General features: G+C 71.6%; 28 protein-coding genes and 1 pseudogene. 15 read left to right on the forward strand and 14 right to left on the reverse strand.

What is annotated here, in order from left to right; genetic code table 11:
* Window positions 1–526: SRPBCC family protein (locus BGM09_RS08615; RefSeq protein WP_188280869.1), on the reverse strand; the 526-nt coding region annotated here is incomplete at its 3' end.
* A gap of 472 nt (window positions 527–998) precedes the next feature.
* On the opposite strand from BGM09_RS08615, the gene BGM09_RS08620 reads away from it, so the two are divergent.
* From BGM09_RS08620 to BGM09_RS08660, 9 genes and pseudogenes are all read left to right on the forward strand, one after another.
* Window positions 999–1,910, forward strand: a complete 912-nt coding sequence (locus BGM09_RS08620) for a hypothetical protein (RefSeq protein WP_188280870.1) — start codon at window positions 999–1,001, stop codon at window positions 1,908–1,910.
* 127 nt (window positions 1,911–2,037) lie between these two features.
* Window positions 2,038–2,904 (forward strand): amidohydrolase family protein, encoded by an 867-nt coding sequence (locus BGM09_RS08625; protein WP_188280871.1) that lies wholly within the window; start codon window positions 2,038–2,040, stop codon window positions 2,902–2,904.
* A gap of 41 nt (window positions 2,905–2,945) precedes the next feature.
* Window positions 2,946–4,034, forward strand: a complete 1,089-nt coding sequence (locus tag BGM09_RS08630; protein WP_223186527.1) for an ABC transporter substrate-binding protein — start codon at window positions 2,946–2,948, stop codon at window positions 4,032–4,034.
* A 60-nt stretch (window positions 4,035–4,094) separates the two neighbouring features.
* Window positions 4,095–5,159, forward strand: coding sequence for an ABC transporter substrate-binding protein (locus BGM09_RS08635; RefSeq protein WP_188280873.1), 1,065 nt, complete (start codon window positions 4,095–4,097; stop codon window positions 5,157–5,159).
* 63 nt (window positions 5,160–5,222) lie between these two features.
* Window positions 5,223–7,016 (forward strand): ABC transporter permease, encoded by a 1,794-nt coding sequence (locus tag BGM09_RS08640; protein ID WP_188280874.1) that lies wholly within the window; start codon window positions 5,223–5,225, stop codon window positions 7,014–7,016.
* Window positions 7,013–8,182, forward strand: a complete 1,170-nt coding sequence (locus BGM09_RS08645; RefSeq protein WP_188280875.1) for an ABC transporter ATP-binding protein — start codon at window positions 7,013–7,015, stop codon at window positions 8,180–8,182. The genes BGM09_RS08640 and BGM09_RS08645 overlap by 4 nt, the downstream gene beginning before the upstream one ends.
* Window positions 8,183–8,282: 100 nt before the next feature.
* Window positions 8,283–9,440 (forward strand): hypothetical protein, encoded by a 1,158-nt coding sequence (locus BGM09_RS08650; protein WP_223186528.1) that lies wholly within the window; start codon window positions 8,283–8,285, stop codon window positions 9,438–9,440.
* A gap of 160 nt (window positions 9,441–9,600) precedes the next feature.
* Window positions 9,601–9,822: pseudogene (locus BGM09_RS08655) on the forward strand (hypothetical protein); the annotation flags it as partial.
* 145 nt (window positions 9,823–9,967) lie between these two features.
* Window positions 9,968–13,252, forward strand: a complete 3,285-nt coding sequence (locus tag BGM09_RS08660; protein ID WP_188280877.1) for a tetratricopeptide repeat protein — start codon at window positions 9,968–9,970, stop codon at window positions 13,250–13,252.
* A gap of 20 nt (window positions 13,253–13,272) precedes the next feature.
* Here BGM09_RS08660 and BGM09_RS08665 read toward each other — a convergent pair whose 3' ends face one another.
* Both BGM09_RS08665 and mca read right to left on the reverse strand, forming a co-directional pair.
* Window positions 13,273–13,521, reverse strand: a complete 249-nt coding sequence (locus BGM09_RS08665) for a hypothetical protein (protein ID WP_188280878.1) — start codon at window positions 13,519–13,521, stop codon at window positions 13,273–13,275.
* Between the two features lie 14 nt (window positions 13,522–13,535).
* The gene (mca, locus tag BGM09_RS08670; RefSeq protein ID WP_188280879.1) at window positions 13,536–14,408 is read right to left on the reverse strand and encodes a mycothiol conjugate amidase Mca; all 873 of its coding nucleotides are present in this window, start codon (window positions 14,406–14,408) and stop codon (window positions 13,536–13,538) included.
* 145 nt (window positions 14,409–14,553) lie between these two features.
* On the opposite strand from mca, the gene BGM09_RS08675 reads away from it, so the two are divergent.
* Both BGM09_RS08675 and greA read left to right on the forward strand, forming a co-directional pair.
* Window positions 14,554–14,985 (forward strand): DUF4307 domain-containing protein, encoded by a 432-nt coding sequence (locus tag BGM09_RS08675; RefSeq protein ID WP_188280880.1) that lies wholly within the window; start codon window positions 14,554–14,556, stop codon window positions 14,983–14,985.
* Window positions 14,986–15,224: 239 nt separating this feature from the next.
* On the forward strand, window positions 15,225–15,722 hold the full coding sequence (gene greA / locus BGM09_RS08680) for a transcription elongation factor GreA (protein ID WP_188280881.1): 498 nt from the start codon (window positions 15,225–15,227) through the stop codon (window positions 15,720–15,722).
* A gap of 96 nt (window positions 15,723–15,818) precedes the next feature.
* Here greA and BGM09_RS08685 read toward each other — a convergent pair whose 3' ends face one another.
* The 3 genes from BGM09_RS08685 to ilvA all read right to left on the reverse strand — a co-directional run bounded on the left by BGM09_RS08685 (window position 15,819) and on the right by ilvA (window position 19,234).
* Window positions 15,819–16,670 carry an ABC transporter permease gene (locus BGM09_RS08685; protein WP_188280882.1) on the reverse strand — a complete coding sequence of 284 codons (852 nt, stop codon included), beginning with the start codon at window positions 16,668–16,670 and terminating at the stop codon, window positions 15,819–15,821.
* Window positions 16,667–17,686 (reverse strand): ATP-binding cassette domain-containing protein, encoded by a 1,020-nt coding sequence (locus BGM09_RS08690; RefSeq protein ID WP_188280883.1) that lies wholly within the window; start codon window positions 17,684–17,686, stop codon window positions 16,667–16,669. The genes BGM09_RS08685 and BGM09_RS08690 overlap by 4 nt, the downstream gene beginning before the upstream one ends.
* A gap of 318 nt (window positions 17,687–18,004) precedes the next feature.
* Complete coding sequence (ilvA, locus tag BGM09_RS08695; protein ID WP_188280884.1) at window positions 18,005–19,234, reverse strand: threonine ammonia-lyase; 1,230 nt, start codon at window positions 19,232–19,234, stop codon at window positions 18,005–18,007.
* A 209-nt stretch (window positions 19,235–19,443) separates the two neighbouring features.
* Between ilvA and BGM09_RS08700 the strand changes: the two genes are divergently transcribed.
* Genes BGM09_RS08700 through BGM09_RS08710 form a run of 3 tightly spaced genes read left to right on the forward strand, consistent with a single transcriptional unit; the run spans window position 19,444 to window position 20,860 of the window.
* Entirely contained in the window at window positions 19,444–20,010 is a 567-nt protein-coding gene (locus tag BGM09_RS08700) for a MarR family winged helix-turn-helix transcriptional regulator (protein ID WP_188280885.1), read from the forward strand.
* 32 nt (window positions 20,011–20,042) lie between these two features.
* The gene (locus BGM09_RS08705) at window positions 20,043–20,600 is read left to right on the forward strand and encodes a sigma factor-like helix-turn-helix DNA-binding protein (protein ID WP_188280886.1); all 558 of its coding nucleotides are present in this window, start codon (window positions 20,043–20,045) and stop codon (window positions 20,598–20,600) included.
* Window positions 20,597–20,860 (forward strand): hypothetical protein, encoded by a 264-nt coding sequence (locus BGM09_RS08710; RefSeq protein WP_188280887.1) that lies wholly within the window; start codon window positions 20,597–20,599, stop codon window positions 20,858–20,860. Before BGM09_RS08705 ends, BGM09_RS08710 begins: the two co-directional genes overlap by 4 nt.
* 71 nt (window positions 20,861–20,931) lie before the next feature.
* Here the strand turns inward: BGM09_RS08710 and BGM09_RS08715 are convergent, their stop codons facing one another.
* Together BGM09_RS08715 and BGM09_RS08720 are read right to left on the reverse strand one after the other, a co-directional pair.
* Window positions 20,932–22,104, reverse strand: coding sequence for a cystathionine gamma-synthase (locus BGM09_RS08715; protein ID WP_188280888.1), 1,173 nt, complete (start codon window positions 22,102–22,104; stop codon window positions 20,932–20,934).
* Window positions 22,105–22,126: 22 nt separating this feature from the next.
* Window positions 22,127–22,690 carry a PadR family transcriptional regulator gene (locus BGM09_RS08720; protein ID WP_188280889.1) on the reverse strand — a complete coding sequence of 188 codons (564 nt, stop codon included), beginning with the start codon at window positions 22,688–22,690 and terminating at the stop codon, window positions 22,127–22,129.
* A 138-nt stretch (window positions 22,691–22,828) separates the two neighbouring features.
* Here BGM09_RS08720 and BGM09_RS08725 point away from each other — a divergent pair, with 138 nt between their 5' ends.
* Window positions 22,829–23,266: a nuclear transport factor 2 family protein gene (locus BGM09_RS08725; protein ID WP_188280890.1), complete on the forward strand. Its 438-nt coding sequence runs from the start codon at window positions 22,829–22,831 to the stop codon at window positions 23,264–23,266.
* Window positions 23,267–23,274: 8 nt separating this feature from the next.
* On the opposite strand, the gene BGM09_RS08730 is transcribed toward BGM09_RS08725, so the two are convergent.
* The 6 genes from BGM09_RS08730 to BGM09_RS08755 form a co-directional block, all read right to left on the reverse strand.
* Window positions 23,275–24,054 (reverse strand): vWA domain-containing protein, encoded by a 780-nt coding sequence (locus BGM09_RS08730; protein ID WP_188280891.1) that lies wholly within the window; start codon window positions 24,052–24,054, stop codon window positions 23,275–23,277.
* Window positions 24,055–24,124: 70 nt separating this feature from the next.
* On the reverse strand, window positions 24,125–24,463 hold the full coding sequence (locus BGM09_RS08735; RefSeq protein WP_188280892.1) for an STAS domain-containing protein: 339 nt from the start codon (window positions 24,461–24,463) through the stop codon (window positions 24,125–24,127).
* 103 nt (window positions 24,464–24,566) lie between these two features.
* The gene (locus BGM09_RS08740) at window positions 24,567–24,893 is read right to left on the reverse strand and encodes an Asp23/Gls24 family envelope stress response protein (protein ID WP_188280893.1); all 327 of its coding nucleotides are present in this window, start codon (window positions 24,891–24,893) and stop codon (window positions 24,567–24,569) included.
* Between the two features lie 4 nt (window positions 24,894–24,897).
* On the reverse strand, window positions 24,898–25,515 hold the full coding sequence (locus BGM09_RS08745) for a hypothetical protein (protein ID WP_188280894.1): 618 nt from the start codon (window positions 25,513–25,515) through the stop codon (window positions 24,898–24,900).
* A complete protein-coding gene (locus BGM09_RS08750) occupies window positions 25,506–26,072 on the reverse strand; it encodes an RNA polymerase sigma factor (RefSeq protein WP_223186534.1) in 567 nt (188 codons plus the stop codon). Before BGM09_RS08750 ends, BGM09_RS08745 begins: the two co-directional genes overlap by 10 nt.
* A 259-nt stretch (window positions 26,073–26,331) precedes the next feature.
* Complete coding sequence (locus tag BGM09_RS08755) at window positions 26,332–26,838, reverse strand: Asp23/Gls24 family envelope stress response protein (RefSeq protein WP_188280895.1); 507 nt, start codon at window positions 26,836–26,838, stop codon at window positions 26,332–26,334.
* Window positions 26,839–26,980 lie beyond the last annotated feature (142 nt).

Consider the following 26,980-nt stretch of genomic DNA (forward strand, 5'->3'; position numbering starts at 1 on the left):
GTACGGGGGCCGGGACCGCGGGCGGTACGGGGGCGGCGTCCGTGGCGGTCTCCGCCGGTGCCGCGGCCCCGGCGGGCCCCGCGCACAGCCGGACGAACTCCTCGGTGAACTCCCTGGTCATCCGGGAGACCACCGCGCCCGCGCCCGACTCGATCAGCTTGGCGAGTTTGCCGTTGAGCTGGATCTCGCCGTCGCACCTGACCAGCGAGGCGCCGGGGTCCTCCCCCGGCACGACGCGGAAGGTGGCGTGGGCACTGAAGCGGGTGGCGCCCTGCCCGTCCTTGCCGCGGGCCGACAGCCGTCCCTCGCGTGCGGGCTCGTCCAGGTCCAGCGAGACCCGGGCGGCGAATTTGACCCGGATTCCGCCGAATCTGACGGCCAGCGTCGCGTCGAACGACCCGTCGTCGTGCGACGGCCCGAGTTCGGCGCCGCCGATGCAGGACACGACGTCCGAGGGGTCGGAGACCACCTCCCACACGCGGTCGGGAGGGCTGGGTACGGCGATCTCTTCCGTGATCGATATCAAAGCGGCGAACCTCACTCGGCGGCGGGCGTGGCGTCTGGGGAGAGGGGCGGCAACGGGGCGGTCAGGTGTCCGGAAGTCCGCTGTCGTTCTTGTGCGTTCACTCACCGGTGACACCAGGCGCCGTAGACATTGTCCGACAACTGATGACGGGAACGTAACACCGTCGACCCGCACCGACAAGATGTTGCAGGAAAAACCGGCACACTTCTTGCAGCCCTAAGTCGGCGGTGTTACGTTCCCGTCACCGCTTGTCCGACAATCTCGGATTCGGGCAGGGCCGCTCACTGCATCAACAGCGACATCACCAGCGGCGGCAACGGCCGCGTCAGCAGCTGAATCCAGCCGTCACCGCCACCCCCGGACGGACGGCACGCGGCCTCACCCGCCGCCCCTCCCCGTGGCGGGGACCCGAGGAGATCCGGAGCCGGGCGCGTCAACCGGCAGTGCACTTCAAAGAGTTCGGAGGAAGCCGATGAACAGTCAGCCCGGCGCACCCGTCGACCCGCTCAAGGTCGCGCTCCGCGACTACGCCCACACCCGGGCCGTCAAGGACGGGACGGTCGTGCCGGACGGCTGCGCCCTGGAATTCGTTGAGGTGGAGCCCATCCACCGGGCGTTCGCCCCGATGGTGCGCGAGCAGCGCTACGACGTGTGCGAACTCGCCGTCGCGACCCTCCTCCAGGCCGTCGAGGCGGGCTGTCCCGTCGTGGCCCTGCCGGTCGTCCTGCACGGCAACTACCACCACCGCTCCGTCTCGACCGCGCAGCCGGGCCTCACCCCGGCCGGCCTGCGCGGACGCCGTGTCGGCGTGCGCGCCTACAGCCAGACCACCGGGCTGTGGGTCCGCGGCCTGCTGAGCGACACCTACGGCCTCGCGTCGCGGGACGTCACCTGGGTGACGACGGAGGGACCCCACGTCACCGGCGCCCGGGAGCCCGCGAACGTCGAGCGCACCGACGGCAGGCTCGTCGACCTGATGCGCGCCGGAGACCTCGCGGCCGTGGTGATGGGGGCGCGCTCCGCGGACCACGTCGAAGGGCTCGCGCCGCTGATCCCCGACTGGCAGGCGCGCCAGGAAGCGCACTTCGCCGAGCACGGCTGGATCCCGGTCAACCACCTCGCCGTCGTCCGGCGCGACCTGCTGGAGACCCGGCCGGACGCCGTCCGCGCGGTCTACCGGGCGCTGACCCGATCCATCGACCTGGCCAGGCCCGACACCCCGGCCACCGTCCGTGACGTGGTCATCCGGCACGGCGTCACCGACACCCTGCTCGCCACCCTCGACACCGCGATCCGCTACGCCCGCGAACAGGAGGTCATCCGCACCGCGATGACCGCCGAATCGCTCTTCGCCGACTTCACGAAGTACGTGGCGCGGGCGTGAGCCGGTCCCCGCTGACCCGCCGCCCCGCCGCCGGTCCTCGCCGCCGCGCCCGCTCCCGCGCCTGCTCCAGCGCCTACTTCCGCGCCCGCGCCCGCTTCCGCCGCCGTTCCCGTTCCCAGGAGAACCGATGCACTACTTCGACACCCACACCCACGCCATCTCCGCGGACACCGACGCCTACCCCGCACAGCCGCTCGGCGGCGCCCGCTCGCAGTGGTCGCAGGAGCGCCCGGTCGACATCGACGGTCTGATCCGCGCCCTCGACACGGCGGGCGTGGAGCGCGCCGCGCTCGTCCAGGCGTCCACCGTCTACGGCTTCGACAACCGGTACGCCGCCGACGCCCTCGCGCTGCACCCCGACCGCCTGGTGGGGGTCTGCTCGGTGGACTTCCTCGCCGACTCGGCCGTCGACACCCTCAGGCACTGGATCGAGGAGCGCGGCTTCCGCGGGGTCCGTATCCGGGTGTCCGACGGTACGACCAAGGTGCCCACGCCCGGCTCCGGTGTCTCGGACGCGCGCATGGAGGCCGTCTGGGACTACGTGGCCGCGCGCGGTGTCCCGGTGTGCGTCCAGATGCACTCCAAGGACGCGCCGAAACTGGCCGAGGTCCTGCGGTCGCGGCCCGGCATGACAGTGCTGCTCGACCACGCGGGACGCCCCGACGCGGCGGGCGGTCCGCCGTACGCGCGCCTGGCCGAGATCGGGCAGCTCGCCGCGTTCGAGGGCGTGCACCTCAAGCTGACCCCGCCCGCGCTGCGCCGCCTGGCCGACGAACCCGGCGCCGACGTCACCGAGGTGCTGCGCCGCCTGGTCGCGATGTTCGGCGCGCGGCGCGTGATGTGGGGCTCGAACTACCCGGCGTCTGCCGGGGCGCTTGCGGAACTGCGCGACGGGATCGAGGCACACCTGTCGTGGCTGCCGGACGCGGACCGCGCGGCGGTGCTCGGCGGCAACGCCGCACGGGTCTACGGAGTGACGGTGGGCGCGCGATGACGCCGCGCCGGAACAGATTCGGAACAGGTGAGGAAGGGACGATGATGAGACACCTCCCGACGAAGAGCGGGCGGCTGCGGCTGCTGGCGGCCACCGGCGTGCTGCTGGTCACCGCCGCGTCCCTGTCGGCGTGCGGGAAGAGCTCCGGCGCCGCGAGCCTCCCGACGACGATGAACGACCTCGTCAAGCAGGCCAGGAGCGAGGGCGAGGTCGCCTGGTCGGCGCCCAAGCCGCAGAGCCAGATGCAGGCGGCGATCGACCTGTTCCAGAAGCAGTACCCCGGCATCAAGGTCAAGTACACCAACACCAAGGCCCCCGACCAGGTCAGCCAGCTCAAGATGGAGCAGGCCGCGCGGAAGGTCTCGGTCGACGTCGCCAACGCGGGCGGCCTGACTGTGCTTCCGTCCCTCCAGTTGGCCGACGACATCGACTGGTCGGCGTACGACATCGACAAGGGCAACGTCTTCGAGAAGAACCTGGTCTACATCTGGTCGGTGCCGAAGGTGTGGGCCTACAACACGGACAAGGTCAAGGCCGCCGACCTGCCGAAGACCTGGGACGACCTGCTCGACCCGCGCTGGGGCGGCGGAAAGATCTCGGCCGAGTCCCGCGCGTCGTTCATGACCGTCTGGGACCTGGACCCGTCGATGGGCGAGGCCACGTCCCTTGAGTGGGCGAAGAAGTTCGCGGCGCAGAAGCCGCACTTCACGCCCAACACCACGCAGTCGGAGGCCCCGATCGAGTCGGGCCAGGTCAGCATCGGCACCAGCCTGATCAACCTCGTGCTGGAGGCGCAGGCCAAGGGCGCCCCGGTCGCGGTCGCTCCGCTGTCGCCGACGAACGCCAACGAGTCATACCTGTACGTGCCCAAGGGCGCCCCGCACCCGGCGGCGGCGGTGCTGCTCACCTCGTTCCTGTCGTCCGACGCGGCCCAGAGCGTGCTGGCCAAGACCTACAACTCCCGTATCCCGGTGGACACCGACTGCTCCAAGCCGGACGAGAACGCCGTGCTGAAGGCGATCTGCGCGGCGGATCTGAAGTGGTTCGGCAGCAAGACCCTCGACGAGTACAAGAGCTTCTCGACCTTCTTCCCGAAGGCGGAGAAGGCGCTCGGCACCGATGTCGGCTAGCACGCGCTCCGGCCGCGCCGCGGCACGGGCGTGGACCAACACGAGAGAGGAAGAACGACGATGAGGTGGCACCGGTTCTCCGCGGTGGCAGGCGTTCTGCTGGTCACCGCCGCGTCCCTGTCCGCGTGCGGAACCGGCGCCGGCACCGCCGACCTTCCGCCCACGGTGAGCGGCCTGGCCAAGGAGGCCAGGAGCGAAGGGGTGGTCAACTGGGCTTCCTGGAACCCGGAAGCGCAGATGCGGCCCGCCATCGACCTGTTCGAGAAGACGTACCCGGGCATCAAGGTCAAGTACACCAACGTCAAGGCGCCCGACCAGATCAGCCGTCTGAAGGTGGAACAGGCCGCGCGGAAGGTCTCCATCGACGTCGCCAACGCCGGCGGACTCACCGTGAGCCCCGCGGTGAAGATGGCCGCGGACGTCGACTGGGCGAAGTACGGCGTCGGCGCGAAGGACGTGTTCGCGAAGAACTTCGTGTACGTGTGGGCCACGCCCAAGGTGTGGGCGTACAACACCGGCAAGGTCAAGGCGGCGGACGTGCCCACGAGTTGGGACGACCTGCTGGACGGCAAGTGGGGCGACGGGAAGGTCTCGGCGGAGTCGCGGGCGTCGTTCATGACCGTCTGGGACCTCAACGACGCGATGGGCGAGGCCAAGGCGCTGGACTGGGCGAAGAAGTTCGCCCCGCTCAAGCCGCACTACTCCCCCAACCTCACCGCGGCGGCGGCCCCGATCGAGTCGGGGCAGGTCGACCTCGGCACCAGCCTGATCAATCTGGTGCTGGCGGCGAAGGCCAAGGGCGTCCCCGTGGAGATCGCCCCGGTCTCGCCGACCAGCGCCAACGAGTCGTATCTGTACGTGCCCAAGGGCGCCCCGCACCCCGCCGCGGCGGCACTGCTCACGGCGTTCCTCTCCTCGGACGAGGCGCAGAGCGTGCTGGCCAAGACGTACAACTCCCGTATTCCGGCGAGCACCGACTGCTCGGCCCCGGACGGGAACGCCGTGGTGACGGCGCTGTGCGCGGCCCATGTGGAGTGGTACGGCGCGACGTCGCTCAAGGACTACGACAACCTGGCCGGTTTCTTCCCGAAGGTCGAGAAAGCGCTCGGGACCGATGTCGGCTGACGGATCGCCCGGCCGGCCGACAAGGAATTCGCATGAAGACGTTCTACGACGCGGGAGGCCGTGATGGAACCGACGACAATCAAGGAGGGTGACGCGCCGACGGCCGGCGCCGTCGGACGCGACGACCAGGCACCCGCCCCGGCGCCGCCCGGCCGCCGTCCGCACGGGGAGCGGCGCGCGGCGGGCACCCTGGTCAACCTCGCCATGGTCGTCCTGGTCGGGTACCTCGTGCTGGTCCCGCTGGTGATCCTGCTGTACAGCAGCTTCAAGGCGTCGACCACGGAACTGCCCTTCGAGGTGCCGGGGTTCTCGCTGCACAACTACAGCGCGGTCTTCTCCTCCAGCCGGCTCCTGACGGTGACGCTCAACACGGCCGCGTACGTCGTGGGCGCACTGGTCGTGGCGCTGGTGCTCAGCGTGTGCCTGGCGTATCTCTTCGAGCGCACCGACATACCGGGGCGGTCCTTCCTGGGCCCGCTCGCGCTCGCGCCGATGGCCGTGCCGGTGACCGTCATGGCGATCGCGTGGGCCCTGGTGGCCAACCCCGCCAACGGTCCGCTGGCGATGCTCATCCGGCAGACCCTCGGCATCCACGTGGACGTCTACTCGCTGCCGGGCATGATCCTGGTCATGGGCATCTTCGGGGTGCCCAGCATGTACCTGATGATCGCCCCGGCGTTCGCGCGGCTCAACCCCGAACTGGAGGAAGCCGCCGCGACCGTGGGCGCGCCGGTGTGGCGGCGGCTGCGGCTGATCGTGTTCCCGCTGGTGACGCCCGCGGTGTCGGCGGCGGCGATGCTGCTGGTCGTGGTGGCGCTCGAAGGGTTCGCGATCCCCGCGATCCTCGGCCTGCCCAAGCAGATCTTCGTCTACAGCAGCCTCATCCAGTACTCGCTGCAACCGCCGAGCGGGGTGGCCAACTACGGGCAGGCGTGCACGTACGGCGTCCTGATCCTCGCGCTGTCGCTCGCCATGCTGCTGGTCTACCGGCGGCGCATCAAGGACACCCACCGGTTCCGGGTGGTCACCGGCAAGGGCTACCGGCAGAACCGGGTCTCGCTCGGCAAGTGGCGCGTCCCGGTCTGCGTGGTCGTCTCGCTGTACATGTTCCTGGCGATCGTGCTGCCCGTGCTGGCCCTGCTGTGGACGAGCTTCTCGCCGTACTCCCGGCCGTTCAGCTGGTCGGGCCTGCACTCGATGACCCTGGGCGCCTACCGCCATGTGCTGTCCTCGCCGGACATCGGGCAGGTGCTGTTCAACACCGGCGAGGTCGTCCTGGTCACCGCCACGGTCACCACCGCGCTGTCGGTGTGGATCGCGGTGGCCGCGGTACGCAACAGGTTCCGGGGCAGCACGATGCTCTTCGAGGCCACGTTCCTGGTCTTCGGCATCCCGAGCGTCGTCCTCGGCGCGGCCGTGCTGTTCCTCTACCTCTATCTGCCCGTGCCGATCTACGGCACGGTCTGGATCATCGTCGTCGCGCTGGTGACGCGGTTCCTGCCGCGCGGTTCGCGGATGATCCACACGGCCCTGCTCCAGCTCGACAACGGCCTCATCGAGACCGCCCGCGTCACGGGGGCGAGCCCGCTGACGGTGACGCGGACGATCCTGCTGCCGCTGCTGCGGCAGGCGCTGTGGAAGTGCTGGCTGTGGGTGTTCGCGCACGCCCTGGGCGAGCTGCCGATCGCCCTGCTGCTGACCGGCGCGGACAACAGAACCCTGGTGGTGCTGCTGTGGGACACCTTCAGTTCGAGCGTCGACTACCCGGAGGCGAGCGCCCTCGCCGTGATCATCCTGGCGATCTCCACGCTGGCGGTGTGGCTCGTCAACCGAGGCAGTGCGGAGAAGCAGGCATGACAGAAAGCAAGGTGCACGTGATGGACAGGGACACGAAGAACGCGATCGCCATCACCGGGCTGCGCAAGTCCTACGAGCAGTCGCCCGGCGCCGAGGCCACGTACGCGATCGACGACATCTCCTTCGAGGTCCCCGAGGGGCAGTTCGTCACCCTCCTCGGGCCGAGCGGGTGCGGCAAGACGACGACGCTGCGCTGTGTCGCCGGTCTCGAACGGGCCTCGCAGGGCCGGATCGAGATGGGCGGCGAGGTGATGTTCGACGCCGGGCGCAAGCGCGATGTCAGGCCCGAGGAGCGGCCGATCGCGATGGTGCCCCAGTCGTACGGCATCTGGCCGCACATGCGGGTGATCGACAACGCGGCCTTCCCGCTGCGGCACGGCCGCAACAGGACCAAGGGGCCCGAGGTACGGCGGCGCGCGCTGGAGATGCTGGAGCAGGTGGGCCTCGACGCGGTCGCCGACCGCTGGGCGACCCAGCTCAGCGGCGGGCAGCAGCAGCGGCTCGCCCTGGCGCGCGCCCTGCTCGGCGACCCGCAGGTCCTGCTGCTCGACGAGCCGCTGTCCAACCTCGACGCCAAGCTGCGGGCCAAGCTCCGGCAGGAACTGCGCTCGTTCCAGAAGCGCTTCGGCGTCTCCGCGCTGTACGTCACCCACGACCAGTCCGAGGCGCTGGCCCTGTCCGACACGGTGATCGTGATGAACAAGGGCCGCGTCGAGCAGATCGACCGGCCGGAGCGGCTGTACGACCACCCGCGCTCGTCCTTCGTCGCCGACTTCATCGGCAGCGCCAATCTGTTCCCGGTGCGGGAAGCGTCCTCGGGCGCGGGCGGCGGGGTGCTCGCCAGGACGGACCTCGGTCTCGTTCTCTGCGCCCGTACGGCGCCGGGTGAGCAGGTACGGCCGCACGACGGCGGGTTCGTGTGCGTACGCCCCGAGGACGTGGACGTACGCGCTGACGACACGGGCGACGGGCAGGCGGCGACGGGCGATAACGCGTACGCGGGGGTGGTGGAGTCGGCGGAGTTCCTGGGCGACCGGCTCGAACTCGTCGTCCGCGCGGCGGATCTCCCGGTCACCGTCTCGACCCGGGCGGGTCAGGATCTGCGGCCCGGCCGGGAGGTCGTGCTGCGGCTGGCCCCGGCGGCCACGAGCTATCTGGCGAGCTGACGGACAGGTACCGGTCAACCTCCGTTCACCGACCGGATAGACTGCCGCAATTCTGCACCTCACCCGTATGCACGGTTTTTCACGCCAAAGAGGGAGCGTCGTGGCGCTGCTCGACCACGCCCGGCCGGCGCCCGCGGCGGAGGCCACCGGCCGGGGGGACGCGCTGCGGCGCGCGGCCCGCGCGGCGGCGCCCGCGGTCCTCGGCTATCTGCTGGTGCGGCTCGCCGCGACCGCGATGCTGTGGATGTGGGCGCGGTCGGATCACAAGAGCCTGCTGGGGCTGCTGGGCCGCAAATGGGACTCGCTGTGGTTCCTGGGCATCATCGAGCACGGCTACGACCACGGCGCCCCGGCCAAGAGCAACCTGGCGTTCTTCCCGCTCTACCCCCAACTGGTGCGCGGGACCGCCGCGCTCTCCCCCACCGGGCCCGCGACCACCGGCGTCGTCCTGGGCTGGCTCTTCGCGCTGGCCGCCGCCTGGGGCATCTACGCGGTCGGCGCGAAGCTGTACGGCCACCGCGCCGGGGTGGTGCTCGCCGTGCTGTGGGGCGTGCTCCCGCACGCCGTCGTCGAGTCGATGGCGTACACCGAGAGCCTGTTCACGGCGCTGGCCGCCTGGACGCTGTACGCGCTGCTCTGCGAGCACTGGCTGACCAGCGCCTTCCTGTGCCTGCTCGCCGGGCTGACCCGGCCGACCGCCTCCGCGCTGGTGCCGGTGGTCTGCCTGGCCGCGCTGTTCGCGATCGTCCGCGCGCCGCGCGCCTGGCGCCCGTGGGCGGCGCTGCTGATCGCGCCCGCGGGCTGGATCGGCTACCTGGTGTGGGTGGGCCTGCGGGTGCACCGGCTCGACGGCTGGTTCCACATCCAGAAGGACGGCTGGGGGTCGTCGTGGGACGGCGGCCGGTTCACCGTCACCACCGCCCGGCACATCCTCAGCACGCCGTCGGCGCTCGACCTGTACGCGGTGACCGTCGTCCTGCTGCTGGCCGTCGCGCTCTTCGTCCTCGGCGTGCTCGACCGGCAGCCCTGGCCGCTGCTGCTCTTCAGCTTCCTGCTGCTGGCCACCTCGATCGGCGGCTCCGGCTTCTACCACTCCAAGGCGCGCTTCCTCGTCGCGGCCTTCCCGCTGCTCATCCCGCCCGCCGTCGCGCTGGCCAAGGCCAGGACCGGCACGGCCGTCACGGTCGTGACGACGCTGACGCTGGTGTCCGGGTACTTCGGCGGCTATCTGCTGCTGGTCTGGAACCACTCCCCGTGAGCCGGGGGGTTTCACAAGCCGTAGGGCCTGTCCGGCGGATCACGGGCGGACCAGGCGGACCAGGCGGTCCAGGCGGCAGCAGGCGGGCGTTGGCGGCGTTCTGTCCCGCCACGCCGAGGATGTGGTTCACCAGCGCCGCGCCGGAGTCGAACAGCGCCGCCTCGGCGACGCCGCCCACGTGATGCCGCCGTCCGGCGGCGGCGCGGAACTCGGCGAGGCCGTCGCCGCGCGCACCGAGCCCGTCTACGCCGAGGCGCACGAAATGCTCGACCTGTGCCTCGGCGACGACGCGCCCTACGGTCTGATCGGCCTGATCGGCCTGTTCACCGGTGCCCTCACCGGCGCGGCGCGGCCGGAACCCGCCTCCCCCGCGCGGACCTGAACCGCGCGCGGGCGCGCGGCGGCGACGGCGGCTCCGTGCCCAGGAGGGGCGCGCGGGGACGGCGCTGTGGGATCCACAGGGCCGCGGGGGCTTGACGCGGGCGCTGGGTGGGCACCAAACCCACTCATGGGTTGTCTGCACGTCGATGTTGTCGAAGCCGTACGCGGGAGGACATGTGCCGGAGTCACGGACCGCGCTGCGCGCCCCGCACCGGGCCGAGGTGGTGCGCCTGCTGGAGCGGGCGGTGGCCCAGCAGGGGCAGGGCGTGGACGGGAAGGCGCTGCTGGCGCGGGGGCTGGAGCGGCTGGAGGAGATCGCGGCCACGGCGGACGAGGAGTACGGGGCGTACGTCAGGGCGTTGGAGGCCGGTCAGGCGGCCGGGGCACAGGAGCGCTCGGGGCGCGCCACGGCAGGCGTACAGGGCCTGGTCGCGGGCGTAACGGCCGCGGTGGCCTTCGGAGTCGACCTCGGCTACGGCCTCGCGGCGGGACCCGCGCTGGTGACCGGACTCGCGGTCGGCGCGGCGGGAGCGGTCACGCTGACCGGAGCGGGCAAGCAGGGAAAGGCGCGGCGCGCGGGCGCCGGCCAGGGTTTACCGGGCGGCCCCGAACAACTGCGGCTGCTCTGGCTCGCCGCGCTCGACCGACGCGGCGTGCGGCCGTTCATCGAGGCGCAGCGCGCGGTGGTCCCCGCACCGCTCCGCAAGCAGCCCTCCAAGACCTCCAAGGTGCCCAACCAGCCCTCCCCACCGCGCCGTTCGGGCAACGACCGGAGCGCGGCGGCCCGCACACGGGCCGTACTGGAGCAGTCGTTCGGCCATCTCCCGGACGCGGAAGGCCCGTTCACCGGGCGCCGCGCCCATGTCGCGCGGATCGCCCAGTGGGTGCACCAGGCCCGGGTGTCCACGGCGGTACGGCCCACCGTGGTCGTCCTGCACGGCCAGGCGGGCAGCGGCCGTACGACGCTGGCGGTGCGTACCGCACGGCAGTTGAAGGACCAGTTCCGCGGCGCGTGCGTGGTGGACCTGCGCGGCGCGAGCGACGGCAGGACGCCGCTGCCCACCAGGGAGGCGCTGCTGCACCTGCTCAACCGGCTCGGCGCGCCCCGCGACCAGCTCCTCTTCCGCGAGCGGCAGAATCAGGAACAGCACCTGCGACGGCTCAGCGAGCAGTACCAGCAGCACCTCAGGGACGTGCCCGTGGTGATCGTGCTGGACGACGCCACCGACGCGGCGCAGATCAGGACGCTGGTCCCCGAGCGGTCCGAGAGCCTGGTGCTGGTCACCAGCCGCACACCGTTCGACCCGGAGGAGCTGGCGCTGCCCGGCGCCTTCGTGCACAGCCTGGACGTCGGCGCGCTCGACGCGGACGACACCTTGGAGCTGCTGGGCGAACTGGCCGCGGCGGGCGGCGGCGCCGCCCCGCTGCGGGAGGAGGCCGAGCGGCTGCGCGACCTGTGCGCGGGTCTGCCGATAGCGCTGCGGATCGCCGGAGCCGCGCTCCCCGACCACCACGGCGCGACCGGACTCGCCGCCGACCTGGAGGTGTTCGGCCCGCGCGATCCGGTCGACCGTGTCCTCGCGCTGCGGTACCACGACCAGCCGGAGCCCAACCGCCGCCTGCTGCGCCGCCTCGCGCTGGCCGGCCGCGCCAGCTTCGGCGCCGCCGCCGCGGCGGCCCTGATGGCCACCGACGAACGCGAGGCCGCCCGCAGGCTCGACGAACTCGCCGCCGCGGGGCTGCTCGAGAACGTCCGCGGCAGCCGCTACCGCCCGCACGACCTCGTCCGCGCCTTCGCGGGCGAACGGCTCCTGGACGAGGAGGACCCGGTGGAGCGCGGCGCCGCGCACGAGCGGCTGATCCGCTCGTACGCCGACCTCGCGAACACCGTCATCCGGCTGGTCGAGGGCAAGACCTCCACCCGCGCCGGGCGCTTCGGCCAGCACGGCTTCGCCTCGCTTGAACTGGCGCTGCGCTGGCTGGACGAGGAGTCCAGCTTCATCACCGCCGCGCTGCGCGACACCGAGGGCGTCGACCGGGCCGCCGTGCAGGCGCTGCTCGGCGCGCTGTGCGACTACTGCCTGCTGCGCGGCGACCTCTACCGGCTCGGCGAGATCAGCGAGATGGCGCAGGCCCAACAGGCCGCCAGGCAGCAGAAGTCGGGCCCCGACGAGGACCGCTCGGTGCTGGTGCGGTCGGTGCAGTGGCGTACCGGCATCGCGGCCCGGCAGCTCGGCGAGCTGGACAAGGCGCGCTCCACGCTGACGTCGGTGGTCGACCTGTACTTCGAGGCGCAGCACCCGTCGGGCGCGGCCCGCGCGCTGGACAGCCTCGGCATCACGCTGCACCACCAGGGCAACCTCAAGGAGGCCGAGCGCAGGCTGCGCGAGGCACTGGAGATCCAGTCCACCCCGGAACTGGAGGAGGACCGGGCCTGGACGATGCACGCGCTGGCCGCCGTCCTGCGCGACATGGGCCAGGTCGGCACGGCGCTGGAACTGCTGCGCGAGTCGCTGGCGCTGCACCGCGAGAACGAGAGCGTGCAGGGCGAGGCGTGGGCGCACCTCCAGCTCGGGCAGGTGTACCTGCGGCTCGGGCGGCTCGACCTCGGCGAGGCCGAACTGCGCGCCGCCGGGCAGTCGTACGCGCTGGCCCGCGACCCGCGCGGCGGCGCGTGGACCGCGACGCAGCTCGCCCGAGCCCTGCTGCTGCGCGGCGAGGCCCGGCAGGCCGCCCAGGACCTGGACGAGGCGGTGCAACGGCACCGCGCCTGCGAGGACGCGCGCGGCGAGGCGTGGACGCTGTACTACCTCGGGCACGCGCTGGAGGAGTCCGGCGACACCGACTCGGCGCTGCGCACCCTGGAACGCGCCCGCACGATGTTCTCCCGCATGCGGGACGTCTACGGGCTGGCCTGCGCCCGGCACCACTCCGCGCGGGTCACCCGCGACCAGAGGGCGGCCCGTACCGGCAATCTGCGCAACAGCGGCTTCGCCCGGCAGCTCCTCCAGGACGCCCGCCAGGACTTCCGCCGGATCGGGGTCGCGCACGGCGAGGCGTGGTCGTGCGTGGAGCTGTCCGTCATCGACGCCGGGAACGGGCGGCTGCCCGAGGCCCTCGCCCTTCTCGACGAGGCCGTCGAGCTCTTCCGGGACCTCGGCGACCGGCGCGGCCACGACTGGGCCGTCTTCCTGCGCGCCACCGTCCAGCCGCTGCTCTCCGAGGACGGTTTGCCGCTCGCCCGCTCAGCCCTCGCCGCGCTCCTCGCCGACACCTACCCCGGGCGGGACCCGGACCTCGAGGAGTACGTCGAGGCGTACGCCCTCCTCCTGGAGCGCGGCACCGTCGCCCCCGGCGGCCCCTGGGACACCTGGCGCCTCGGCATGACCCCCGGCCGCTCCGCCCGCATGGTCATGGCCGTCCCCACCTGACGCCCCCAGGACGTGCCTTTTCAGGGGCGCGGCGGCTCGGGGGCGTTGGCGGAAGGGGCCGCAGGGGCGTCATCCGGCTGGCGAACCGCAGGCTCCTCGGTGAAATCGATCTTCTTCATCTGCTTGCCCATGTTCTTCATCAGCAGCCACAGCCCGACGGCGATGGCCGCGAAGATCACGAAACCGAGGAGCCCCGGTGTCACCTTGTTGGTGTCCAGCTCGGTCGCTGCGAGCGGGACCAGCGTATTGAGTCCGTGGGAGGCGTTCACCCGCCCATTGTCGCCTAGGCCCTCCCGATCCCCGCAAAGAGGTCGTCCTCGGGGATCGAGGTGTCCACGCGGGACTGCGCCAGCTCGTAGTCCTCGGTCGGCCAGACCTCCCGCTGGAGGTCCATCGGGATACGGAACCAGCCGCCGTCCGGGTCGATCTGCGTGGCGTGCGCGAGCAGCGCCTTGTCACGGATCTCGAAGAAGTCCGCGCAGGGCACGTGCGTGGTGAGCTGCCGCTCCGGGCGGTCGAATTCCTCCCAGCGCTTGAGCCACTCGCCGTACGGGGACTCCATGCCGCGCGAGAGCAGCGCCTCGTGCAGCGCGAGGGTGCGCTCCTTGTTGAAGCCCTGGTTGTAGTAGAGCTTCAGCGGCGTCCACGGCTCCCCGGCCTCCGGGTACCGCTCGGGGTCGCCCGCGGCGTCGAAGGCCACCGCCGAGATCTTGTGCGTCATGATGTGGTCCGGGTGCGGATAGCCGCCGTTCTCGTCGTACGTGGTGATGACGTGCGGCCGGAACTCACGGATCAGCTTCACCAGGGTGCCCGCGGCCACGTCCACGTCCTGGAGGGCGAAGCAGCCCTCGGGCAGCGGCGGCAGCGGGTCGCCCTCGGGCAGTCCCGAGTCGACGTAGCCGAGCCAGGACTGGCGGACGCCCAGGATCTGGCGCGCCTCGTCCATCTCCTTGGCGCGTACCTCGTGGATGTTCTCCTCGATGTAGGGGTCGCCCTGGAGTTTGGGGTTGAGCACCGAGCCGCGCTCGCCTCCGGTGCAGGTCGCGACCAGTACGTCCACCCCCTCGGACACGTACTTGGCCATGGTGGCCGCGCCCTTGCTCGACTCGTCGTCGGGGTGGGCGTGAACGGCCATCAGTCGAAGCTGCTCAGTCAAGGCTGGGTCCTCAGGTCTTCGGGGTCCGAGCGGCGCCGAGCCCCCGTCTTCTAAGCCCCCTCCGTCGGCCGAGAGGGCGCCTCCTATAGTGACCGAGTGAGGGGACGAATAATTCCGCCGTTCCCGCGCTCGGGAGGAAAAGCCTATGACCGCCGTGCGGCCCGGTGAGCCGGGCGCCCGCCCCGCCCTGCCCGACGGCAGGTACGGTCCGGGCGCGGACGCGCGGGCGGACCGCAAGCTGCGGATCGCCGCCGTCGTGCTGGGCGCCCTGATGGTCGTCGGCGTCGGCTGGTACGGCTGGCACGCCCTCACCGGCACCAAGGTCAGCGGTCAGGTCATCGCCTTCAAGGCCGTATCGGACCAGGCCGTGGAGATCCACCTGGAGGTCCACAAGGACCCGGGGACCGTCGCCGTCTGCACCCTGCGCTCGGTGGACGTCGACCACAACGAGGTCGGCCGCAAGGACGTGCGCCTGGCGCAGCACGCCAAACAGGTCGACACCGTCGTCACGGTGCGGACGACCTCGCGCGGCGAGACCGGTGAGCTGGTCAGCTGCCAGACCGCCCCGCGCGGCTGACCCCGCACCCCGGCACCCGCGTTCGTTTCCCGTCCCCTTGACCGACTTGACCGACGAGTAATTGTTAGGCTCGTGGTTTCGTCCCGGCGACCGGTGGCAATGGACTTGTTCATCGGGGCGCACCCCGGCACCGGCCGTGGGGACGAGCCGTCGGCCCCACGGGCGCGACGGCACACACCGCCCCGCGGGGAGTCCGCGGGACAGGCACACGACATGACCAGTACCGACGAGGAGCACCTGTGACCCAGACCAGCGAGAACGTCACCTGGCTGACCCAGGCGGCGTATGACCAGCTCAAGGCCGAGCTGGAGCATCTGTCTGGTCCGGCGCGCGCCGAGATCGTCGCCAAGATCGAGGAAGCCCGCCAGGAAGGCGATCTCAAGGAGAACGCCGGCTATCACGCGGCGCGTGAGGACCAGGGCAAGCTGGAGCTGCGCATCCGCCAGCTCAACCAGATCCTGGAGTCCGCGAAGGTGGGCGAGGCCCCGGCGGACGACGGTGTGGTGGCCCCCGGCATGGTGGTGACCATCGCCTTCGACGGCGACCCCGACGACACTATGACCTTCCTGCTGGGCTCCCGCGAGGGCGTCTCCAGCGACCTGGACACGTACTCGCCGCAGTCGCCGCTCGGCCGCGGTGTGGCGGGCAAGAAGCCGGGCGAGGACGCCACGTACGAACTGCCCAACGGCAAGAGCGCGTCGGTGAAGGTCCTCGACGTGAAGCCGTACCAGGGCTGAGAGCCGTACGAGGGCTGACCGGACAGCGGTGTGCCGCCCGTCCCCGTGGCACGGGCGGCACACGACAGCGAACGCGCTGCGCAGCGGCGTCGGGCGTTACGCGGTCGCCGAGCGGTACTTGCGGACCGCGAGCGTGCGGAAGACCACGATGATGACCACCGACCAGAGCAGCGACGCCCACACCGGGTGCTGCATCGGCCAGGCGCTGGACTGCGAGACGCCGGGGTTGCCGAAGAGCACGCGGCACGCCTGCACGGTGGCGCTGAACGGGTTCCAGTCGGCGATCGGCTGGAGCCAGCCCGGCATCTGCGAGGAGTCCACGAAGGCGTTCGAGACGAACGTCACCGGGAAGAGCCAGATCAGCCCGCCCGAGGTGGCCGCCTCCGGGGTGCGGACCGACAGGCCGATCAGCGCGCCGATCCAGGAGAAGGCGTAGCCGAGCAGGAGCAGCAGCAGGAACGCGCCGAGCATCTTCGGCACACCGTTGTGGATGCGCCAGCCGACCAGCACGCCGACGATGGCGAGCACGATGACGGTCAGCGTGGTCTGGACGAGGTCGGCGAGCGTACGGCCGGTGAGGACCGCGCCGCGCGCCATCGGCAGCGATCTGAAGCGGTCGATCAGGCCCTTGTTCATGTCGTCGGCGATGCCCGCGCCCGCGCCCGCCGTGGCGAAGGTGACCGTCTGGGCGAAGATGCCCGCCATCAGGAAGTTGCGGTAGTCGGAGGCGTTGAGCGAGCCGCCGACGGCGACGGAGCCGCCGAAGACGTAGCTGAACAGCACCACGAACATGACCGGCTGGATCATCCCGAAGATGATCATCTCGGGGATGCGGAGCATCCGGATCAGATTGCGCTTGGCGACGATCAGCGAGTCCTTGACGGACTGGACGACGCCGCCCGTGCCCTTGGGCGCGGAGGTGGACACGATGCCGGTCGTGGCGCTCACTTGACTGCCTCCTTGCGGGACGCGTCGGCCTTGCGGCCGCCCGGGTTCTCGGTCTCCTCGTCGGTCGCGTTCTCCTGTTCGGCCGCGTGGCCGGTCAGGGAGATGAACACGTCGTCCAGGGTGGGCCGGCGCAGGCCGATGTCGTCGATCTCGATGCCCTGCGCGTCCAGGTCGCGGATCACCTCGGCGAGCAGCTTGGCGCCGCCGGTCACCGGGACGGTGATCTTCCGCTGGTGTTCCTCGATCTTCGCGTCGCCCTTGCCGAATCCGGCGAGCGCGCGGGCAGCGTCGGAGATGCGGTCCCGCTCGTGCACGACGACCTCGACGCGTTCGCCGCCGGTCTGCGCCTTGAGCTGGTCGGAGGTGCCGCGCGCGATGACCTTGCCGTGGTCGATCACGCAGATGTCGTGCGCGAGGTGGTCGGCCTCTTCCAGGTACTGGGTGGTGAGCAGCAAGGTGGTGCCGCCCGCGACCAGTTCCTGGATGACCTCCCAGAGCTGCTGGCGGTTGCGCGGGTCGAGGCCGGTGGTCGGCTCGTCCATGAACATCACCGGCGGGCTCACGACGAGCGCGGCGGCGAGGTCGAGGCGGCGGCGCATACCGCCGGAGTAGGTCTTGGAGGGCCGGTTCGCGGCGTCCGCCAGATTGAAGCGCTCCAGCAGTTCGTCGGCCCGCGCGCGGGCCGCCTTGGCGCTCATCTGGTAGAGCTGGCCGACCATCTGGATGTTCTCCCGGCCGGTCAGATACTCGTCGACCGCGGCGAACTGTCCCGACAGGCCGATGTGCCTGCGGACCTCGTTGGGGTGCTTCAGTACGTCGATGCCCGCGACGACGGCCTTGCCGCTGTCGGGTTGCAGGAGTGTGGTCAGGACCCGGACGGCGGTGGTCTTTCCCGCGCCGTTCGGCCCGAGCAGCCCGAGGACCGTGCCCTCCGGCACGTCGAGGTCCACTCCCCCCAGTGCCTTGACATCGCCGAAGGTCTTCACAAGACCCTCTGCATAGATGGCGCCCGGCATTTTGTCACTCCGTCCGTTGGTGCGGTGTGCGACTCTCACGACTGGTGCTGTGTGCGGCTTCATGACTTCGACCGCCCGAACGGCCGAAACTCATCGCTCAGCGCGCGGCGGACCGCCCCGGGACCGCCCCGGGACTGCCCTGGGACCGCGCGGCGAACCGCGATAGAACGCGAGAATGACAGACGCGATATATCGCGTCAAGTCAATTTCACGTCCGCCGCGGAACCTGGTAAGCGGCGCGCCGCCGCAGGGGGTTCGGCGAGCGATTCCCCCACGGCGGCGGGTCGTACGACGGCGAGCGTCCGCCCGCAGGGGCGGTCACCGGATGACGGTGTACCCCGCGTTCTCCAGCGCCTCGCCCACGGCGACACAGTGCTCGGGTCCCTTGGTTTCCAGGTGCACCTCGACCTCGGCCTCGGTGAGGCCGAGCCGCGGGTCGGTGCGCACATGGCTAACATCGAGGACGTTAGCGTCGACCACTGACAACACCCCCAGGAGCGTGGCGAGCGCGCCGGGCCGGTCGGTGAGACGCAACCGCAGGGACAGATAACGCCCGGCGGCCGACATGCCGTGCCGGAGGATGCGCTGCATCAGCAGCGGGTCGACATTGCCGCCGGACAGCACCGCGACGACGGGGCCCCGCAGCGCCTCGGGCGCGGCCAGCAGCGCCGCGACCGGACTGGCTCCGGCCGGTTCCACGACCAGCTTCGCGCGTTCCAGGCAGAGCAGCAGCGCGGAGGAGAGCTGGTCCTCCGTCACCGTCACGACCTCGTCCACCAGGTCCCTGACCAGGGCGAACGGGATGTCGCCCGGACGGCCGACCATGATCCCGTCGGCCATCGTGGCGACCGTGCCGAGCGCCACCGGGCGGCCGACCGCGAGCGAGGGCGGATACGCGGCGGCGCCCACGGCCTGCACTCCGATGATCTTCACATCGGGCCGCAGCGCCTTGACGGCGACCGCGAGACCGGCGGCGAGACCGCCGCCGCCGATGCCGACCACGATGGTGCCGACCTCGGGGCACTGTTCAAGGATCTCCAGGCCCACCGTGCCCTGCCCGGCGATGATGTCCGGGTGGTCGAAGGGGTGGATGAAGACCGCCCCGGTCCGCTCGGCGTACTCCATGGCCGCCCGCAGCGTCTCGTCGACGACCGCGCCGTGCAGCCGTACCTCGGCGCCGTAGTCGCGGGTCGCGGCCACCTTGGGCAGCGGTGCGCCGACGGGCATGAAGACCGTCGAGCGGACCCCGAGCAGGGAGGCCGCGAGGGCGACGCCCTGGGCGTGGTTCCCGGCGCTGGCCGCCACCACCCCGGCCGCGCGCTCCTCCGGGCCGAGCCCCGCGATGCGGACGTACGCGCCGCGAATTTTGAACGAACCTGTGCGTTGAAGATTCTCGCATTTGAGGTGCACAGGTGCTCCGACCAGCGACGACAGATGGCGACTGCCTTCCATCGCGGTGATACGGGCCACCCCGGAGAGCATTTTGTGCGCTCCTCGCACGTCATCGAGGGTGATCGAAGGGGACGCTGCGGGCACCGGACTGTCCATGGGCCCAGTCTCCCAGCTCCGGCGGACCGCCACCGCCGGGGGCCAAGGGTGTCACCGGGCGGCCGGAATCCGTGTCAGGGCCGGGGCCGGGGCGGGCGGCGTATTGCCGGTGAAGGGTCACGGGGCCTTCCGCGCCGCGTACTCTTCTCCACAACTTCCCGCCTTCCCGTTCCCCTTCACAGGACCGACAGAACGCGAGCTTCAAGGTCATGTCCAACCCCACGGAGACCTCGACCGAACTCCTTGAGCGCCTCCAGCACCAGGTCGCACTTTTCGCCCGTCGCGCGGAACAGACGCGGCTCGGCGGAGTCGGCAAGGCCCGCAACTCCATGGACCGCGCCGCCTATCTGCTGCTCAACCGGCTCGACCGCGAAGGCCCGATGGGCGTCAAGGCGCTCGCCGAGGCCATGGGCATCGACTCCTCCACGGTCACCCGCCAGGTCGCCCCGCTCGTCGACACCGGCCTGGTCAAGCGCACTTCGCACCCGGAGGACGGCCGCGCCGTCGTCCTCGCCCTCTCGCCGCGCGGCCGGTCCCGGCTCGACGCGGTGCGCGACTCCCGCCGACGGCTGATGGCCGAGGTCACCGACGAGTGGACCCCGCAGGAGCGGGAGATCTTCACCGAGCTGCTGGCCCGCTTCAACACCTCGCTCTCCGACTGGCACACCGGGGCGGGGCAGCGCGATGAGCCGGACTCCGACGAGGCCGACGAGGCCGGCGGGACGGATGGGACCGGCGGCGCGACGGGGGCGCGGGGAGACACGCAAGGGGCTTGACCCGGAACACCCGGTTGCCGTCCCATGGCCGCGTGGGGAAGCGCCGGGCGGCAGCGGAGAACCGACGGGACGCCGAATTCGCGGCGTTCACCGCGGGAGCGGCGGGCCGTCTGCTGCACGCCGCCACTCTGCTCACGGGCGACCCGGAGACCGCCGACCGCCTCCTGACCGCGACGCTCGCGCACGTCTACGCCAACTGGTTCACGATGCGCGCGGAGGACCCGTACGAACGGGCCAGGAGCGAGCTGGTACGGCGGTTCGCCTACCGCCCGTGGTGGCGGCGGCCCCGCGGCGGCACGCTGGACCGGCTCAGCGGCCAGGAGCGGCTGATCGTCGTGCTGCGGCACTTCGAGGGCGTCGCGGAGGAGCAGGCCGCCGCCCAACTCGGCCTGCCCGTCGAGCGGGTGCGGGCCATCTGCGCCCGCGGGACGGCCACGCTGCGCAGCAGGCCAGAAGGCGACGACCCGGCGGCCGACGCGGCGGCCAGGGCCGTGGCCGCCGCCGCGGCGCGCGCCCGCAGAGCCCCCGGCGGGTCAGAACCGGCGTCCGGGGCAACGGAGTTGGCCGAGTCCAGCGCGGTGGCGCCGTGAGCCGCCTGCCCAACCGCCGCGACGACGAGGTGCGCCGCCTGCTGGACACCCCGCACCCGGTGGTCCCGCTCGACCTCACCGCCCGCGCCGCCGCCCGCGGACGCCGGATCGTACGCCGTCGCCGTGCCGTGCGACTCGCCCTGTGGCTGGTGCTGTTCGCGGCCGTCCTGGCCGGTGTCGTCCTGGCCGCGGCGGCCTGGCCCGACCACTCGGCCCATACGACGCCGACGGACGGCAGTTGGTGGTCGGCGACGGGCTGACGCCTTTCGTGTGAAAGGCGTCGGGCCCGTACGGGCCCGGGAGTTCGGGTTCTCAGGACCGTGTCGCGACCTCAGCCGAGGGCCTGCGCCAGATCGGCCAGCAGGTCGTCGGCGGCCTCGATGCCGACCGACAGGCGTACCAGATCGGCGGGCACCTCCAGCGCGGAACCGGCCACCGAGGCGTGCGTCATACGGCCCGGGTGCTCGATCAACGACTCGACGCCGCCGAGGGATTCGCCGAGCGTGAAGAGCTCCGCGCGGTCGCAGACGGCGACCGCCGCGTCCTCGCCGCCCACGACACGGAAGGACACCATGCCGCCGAACGCCTTCATCTGCTTGGCGGCCACCTCGTGCCCCGCGTGCTCCGGCAGCCCCGGGTAGTACACCTGCGCCACCTTCGGGTGCGCGGCCAGCATGTCGGCCACCCGCGTCGCGTTGGCGCTGTGCCGGTCCATCCGTACCGCGAGCGTCTTGACGCCGCGCATCACCAGCCACGCGTCGAACGGCCCGGCGACCGCGCCCATCGCGTTCTGGTGGTACGCCAACTCCTCGCCCAGGCCCGCGTCCGAGGTGACCAGCGCGCCGCCGACCACGTCGGAGTGCCCGCCCATGTACTTGGTCGTGGAGTGCACGACGACGTCCGCGCCGAGCGCCAACGGCTGCTGGAGGTAGGGGCTCGCGAAGGTGTTGTCGACCACCAGCCGCACCCCGGCCTGCCGGGCGACCCCGGCGAGCGCCGCGATGTCGGTGATGCCGAGCAGCGGGTTCGAGGGCGTCTCGACCCAGATCAGCCTGGTCTCCGGCCGGAGCGCGTCCCGTACCGCCTGGACGTCGGAGGTGTCGGCCACCGACCAGCGCACGCCCCAGCGCTCCACGACCTTCGCGAAGAGCCGGAAGGTGCCGCCGTACGCGTCGTCGGGGATCACCACATGGTCGCCCGGCGCGAGCATCGTACGCAGCAGGCAGTCCTCGGCCGCGAGCCCCGAGGCGAAGGCGAGGCCGCGGCTGCCGCCCTCCAGCGCCGCCAGGTTCTCTTCGAGGGCGGTCCTGGTCGGGTTGGCCGACCGGCTGTACTCGTAGCCGCCGCGCAGCCCGCCGACACCGTCCTGCTTGTACGTCGACACCTGGTAGATCGGCGTCACCACGGCCCCGGTCTGCGCGTCCGCGGCCTGGCCGGCGTGGATCGCGAGGGTCTCGAAGTGCTGGTGCCCGATGTCCTGGTGCCCGATGTGCTTGTCGCTCATGGCCCCGAGCGTAGTGCCGCCGTCAGGCGCGCGCCGACAGCCTCGCGCGCAGCACGGCCGCGCTGCGCTCGCACCACTCGACGTTTCCCCGCTCGAAGGCGAGGCCGCGCAGGCAGGTCAGATACGGGCCGATGCGGGTGCCGTGGCGCAGGAAGTCCTCTTCGTCCCGGTCGCCGCGGAGCGTGCCGAGCAGGGCCGTGAACAGCTCGACCTTCGCCGCCGCGAAGGCGGCGCGCTCCATGAGCTGGGCGATGACGGCCTCGGTGTCGAGGCGGTCGGCGGTCTGAACCTTCACCAGGAGTTCATCACGGATGAAGGACGGTTTCGCGGGCGCCGCCGCGAAGCGTTCCAGTTCGGCGAGGCCGGCGTCGGTCACCTGGAAGAGGCGCTTGTTCGGCCGCGTGTCCTGGACCACCTCCCGGCCGGTGACCAGGCCGTCGCCCTCCAGCCTGGTCAGTTCCGCGTAGAGCTGCTGGGGCAGCGCGTGCCAGAAGTTGGCCACGCCGACGTTGAACGCCTTGGCGAGCTGGTAGCCGCTCAACTCCTCGTCCAGCAGCGCCGCGAGCACCGCGTGGCGCAAAGCCATCGCCCGGCCTCCTCCCGTCCGCCCGGTCCGTTGTACGCTCGACATGATACTCAAGAAAGTGACTATTCAGATCCATGAGTATCGCGCGCGTACCCGTGCCCAGGACCGCAGGACCGCAGAACCGAAGGAGCAGCCGCCATGACCTCAGCAGACCCCTCCGCCTTCCGCGCCGCCGCCGAGTCGGGCGACGTCGAGGCCCTCAGCCGCCTGTTCACCGACGACATCCGGCTCTACAGCCCGGTGAAGTTCACCCCGTTCGAGGGCAAGCCGCTCGTCGTCGGCCTCTTCCACGTCCTGGTCAGGACCTTCGAGGACTTCCGCTACATCGGCCGATTCGACGGCTCCGCCCTGAGCACCGGTGACGGCGCCGACACCCCGTCCGCGATCCTGCTCTTCCGCGCCACCGTCAACGGCAAGGAGATCCACGGCATCGACATGCTCCAGTTCGACCCCGCCGGGCTGATCAAGGAGATCACCGTCATGGTCCGCCCCCAGTCCGCCGTCCACACCCTCGGCGAAGCCATCCTCGCCGGTCTCGTCGCCGACGGCCTGGTCCCGTCCCCGAGCCCCCGCTGACGGCCGTCTCAGCCGGAGGAGACGATGCCCGCCGCGCGGGCGGCCGTGAGCCACTGCGGGAACTCGTTGAGCAACTGGTCGTAGAGGTCGGCGTCCGCGATGGCCTTGGGCGAGGGTCCCGCGGCGAAGAATCCCGCGTTGTCGATGACCCGGCGGGCGGGCACCGGCAGGTCGTCCAGCTTGTGGAGGAAGCGGAATTCGTCCTGCCCGAAGCCGACGAACTGCCAGAAGATCGGCAGCCGGGCCGCCGTGCACAGCACATGCTCCGCGGCGGTCTTCGACGACGGTGACCCGTCGGTCTGGAAGACGACGAAGGCCGGGTCCTTCGCCCCGCAGGCCGTGTAGTGGTCGATGACCGCCTGCATGGCGACGTGGTAGTTGGTGCGCCCCATGTGCCCCATCGACTCGTGCAGCGGGGAGATCCGGTCGCGGTACGCGTCCAGGCCGATGTCCGCCGTGCCGTCGATCTCCGTCGAGAAGAACACCACCGGCACCACCCCGTCGTCGTCCAGATTCGCCGCGAGCGCGAGCGTCTGCTCCGCGAGGTGCTGCACCGACCCGTCCCGGTAGTACGGCCGCATGCTCCCCGACCGGTCGAGCACCAGATACACCGCGGCCCGCTCCCCGCCCACCCGGTGCTTGGCCAGCGACACAGCCGCCGTCTTGTACAGACTCACCAGGCCCGGAGCCCGGTCGGTGACCTTCTCCAAACTGATCGCCGCACCACCGCCCGGCTTCGGTCTCTTGCGGTAGTCGATCCGGGAGGACTTACGGTAATCAATCGTCATGCGCCGTGATTGTCCTCCAACCCCCCTCCCCTCGCCCGCCGTTGCCGAAATCCGCGGCGCCCCCGGAGGGTCAGGCGGTTGTTGTGGGGGAGGTCGGGGAGGTGGGGAGGCGGTAGTCGGACAGGGAGAGCATGCGGCGGTGCTGGGGGTGCAGGCCCGTGATGTGGAGCGGGAGCGCGAAGGCGGTGCAGCGGGCGTGCAGGCTGCTCAGGAAGCGCAGCGCCGTCGTGTCCATGAAGGGGACGGCGTCGAAGTCGAGGTGGACGCCGCGCAGGCCGGGGCGCAGCGCCAGTTGGGCCTGGGTCAGGGCCGGGCGGGCTTCGAGGTCGATTTCACCGCACGGCCGGAAGGTGAGTATCCCGTCGTCGTCCAGCGCGGTCGGACAGGTGAAGGGAGCCGTGGCGTCCATGGCGGTCGATGTCCTCTCTCGAATCTCGAAGGGTCCGCACCCTTGGACACCGTCGGCGGACGGAAATCACGCGCGTGGACGTACCAGCCAAGGACCGGCGGTCTCAGACGATCGCGGTGACCGTCACCGACACCGTGACCGGCGTGGTCAGCGTCTGCGGATACGTCGCGTAGACCGCCTCGACGACCGCCTTCCGCACGTGCTGGGCGACCCGGGCCGCCTGGTAGCCGGTGCGCACGGCCAGCGAGACGGTGACCGCGCACTGCGCGGGGTCGGTCCGCCACCGCACGGTGACACCGGGGGCGGTACGCGAGCGCAGGCGGTCGGTCAGGCGCGGGCTGAGGTAGGCGACGCCGGGGACGTCGACCGCGGCGGCGGCCGCGGCGGTCGCGGTCTCGCGCTCTTCCGGTGTGCGGGTCAGCGGGTTCATCGGGTCAGCCCTCCCCAGAGGTCGCGTCGTTGAGCGGGCGGCCGGCCGCCGCCTCGTCGTCGTCGTCCAGGACGTCCACCACCGACACGTCCACCACGGCGACGTCCAGGCCGATCACCGCGTGCGCCGCGTTCATGACGCGTTCGCGGACGGCCGCGGCGGCCCCGGGGACGGTACGGCGCAGGCCGATGGCCACCTCGATGCGGACCCGCAGCGGCACGCGCGGCAGCGGCAGGCCCGGCAGGACGTAGCGCGCGGGCTCGCGGGCCGCGGTGATCCGGCAACTCCCGGCCACGACACCGGGAACCGCGTCCGCGGCCTGCCGGAAGAGCCGGGCGGCGGCGGTCTCGGTGATCCAGTCGTCGGCCGCGGGGTCGCCGAGCGGTACGAGGCGGCCGGGCCGCAGTTCGGTCCGCACCAGGTCCATCACGCGGGCGGCCAGATCGGGCGCGGGCAGGTCACGTACCGCCAGCGCCTGGTGCACGGCCTGGTCGAGCTGGGCCAGTTCGGCGAGCGAGTCCCGGCAGTGCGGGCAGTCCTCGTGGCCGGGGGCGGGCTCGCCGCTCTCCCACAGATCGGCCAACGAGGCGTCGCAGGCCAGGAGTTCGTCGTCTAGCGCCATGTGTCCATCGCCTCCGTCAGATAGCGGCGGGCGCGGAAGATCCGTCCCCGGACGGCCGGTTCGCCGATCCCCACGGCGGCGGCGATCTCGTCGTACGACAGGCCGTGGAATTCGCGCAGCACCCAGCAGGCGCGCTGCTCGGGGGTGAGCCCGGCCAGCGCGCGGTGCAGCGCCTCGGCCGACGCGGCGGACTCCGCGGCGCGGACGGGCGAGGACTGGTACTCGGGCGCGGCGGGTTCGAGGATCGAGTCCAGTGGCTGGGTGGGGCGGCGGCCCCTGAGGACGTTCAGGCAGCGGTTCGTCACGATGCGGTACATCCACGTGCCGAAGGCCGCGTTCCTGCGGAACTCCGGGAGCCGTCGCCACGCGCTGACATACGCGTCCTGCACCGCGTCCTCCGCCTCGGCGTCGTTGCCGAGCAACCGGCGCGCCAGGCGCAGCAGTTCGCCGCTGTGCCGCCGTACCAGGATCTCGAATGCCTCGTCGTCGCCCTCGCTCGCGCGAGCGACCAGCAGGTCTTCCTCCCGGCCGGACACCGGCAACTCCCGGCCGGACAACAGCGACTCCCGTCCGGACACCGGCAACTCCGGCTCGGGCGGGGGCACATGCGACGGCGCCCCGTCGGACGCCTCACCGGACACGGCACCGCACCGGGTCCTCGGCGGCGAGCAGAGGCACGTACAAGCAGGTCAACGTCGTCCGTCCAACAGGTGATCGCGGTCCACGGGGGTGTGCCGTACGGCACCGGGTTCGGGCGAGCGGCAGCGGCGTGCGGGGGCGCCGGGGTGGGACAGCCCCGGCGCTCCCGGAGAACGGCTACTGCACTCGTCCCTCGGTGGGGGTCTCGTCGTCCTCGTCGGGCAGGTGCACGTCCACGATCGAGACGTTGACCTCGACGACCTCGAGCCCGGTCATGCGCTCGACGGCGGAGATCACGTTCTCCCGTACGTCGGCGGACACATCGGTGATGGCGACGCCGTACTCGACGACCAGCTCCAGGTCCACGGCCGTCTGCCGCTCGCCGACCTCGACCTTGACGCCGCGGGTCACGTTGGGACGGCCGCCGGGGACGCGGTCGCGGATGGCGCCCATGCTGCGGGCGAGGCTGCCGCCGAAGTCGTGGACGCCGAGCACCTCGCGTGCCGCCATGCCCGCGATCTTCTCCACGACGGAATTGGCGATGGACGTACGGCCGCGCTCGGCGGGCACGCGGAAGGCGTCTCCGGCTCGCTTCTCCAGGCCCTGCCCCTTGCCGCCGTCGTCGTTGCGGTCCGTGCTGGTGCGCTGGGCCGAAACCGGCGCTTCGGCCTTCGTCGTGGTCATAACCGGATCTCCAGGTGTACGCAGTGCACCGGCCGGGTCGCGCGGATCCACGGACGCGGATCGCACGACGGTGGATCGTACGAATACGCCGACCCTACGGTGCGTGTGGCGGCCTCATGGGCCCTGACATCGTTAAGACACC

Source organism: Streptomyces sp. CBMA29 (assembly GCF_014596445.1).
GTDB lineage: Bacteria > Actinomycetota > Actinomycetes > Streptomycetales > Streptomycetaceae > Actinacidiphila.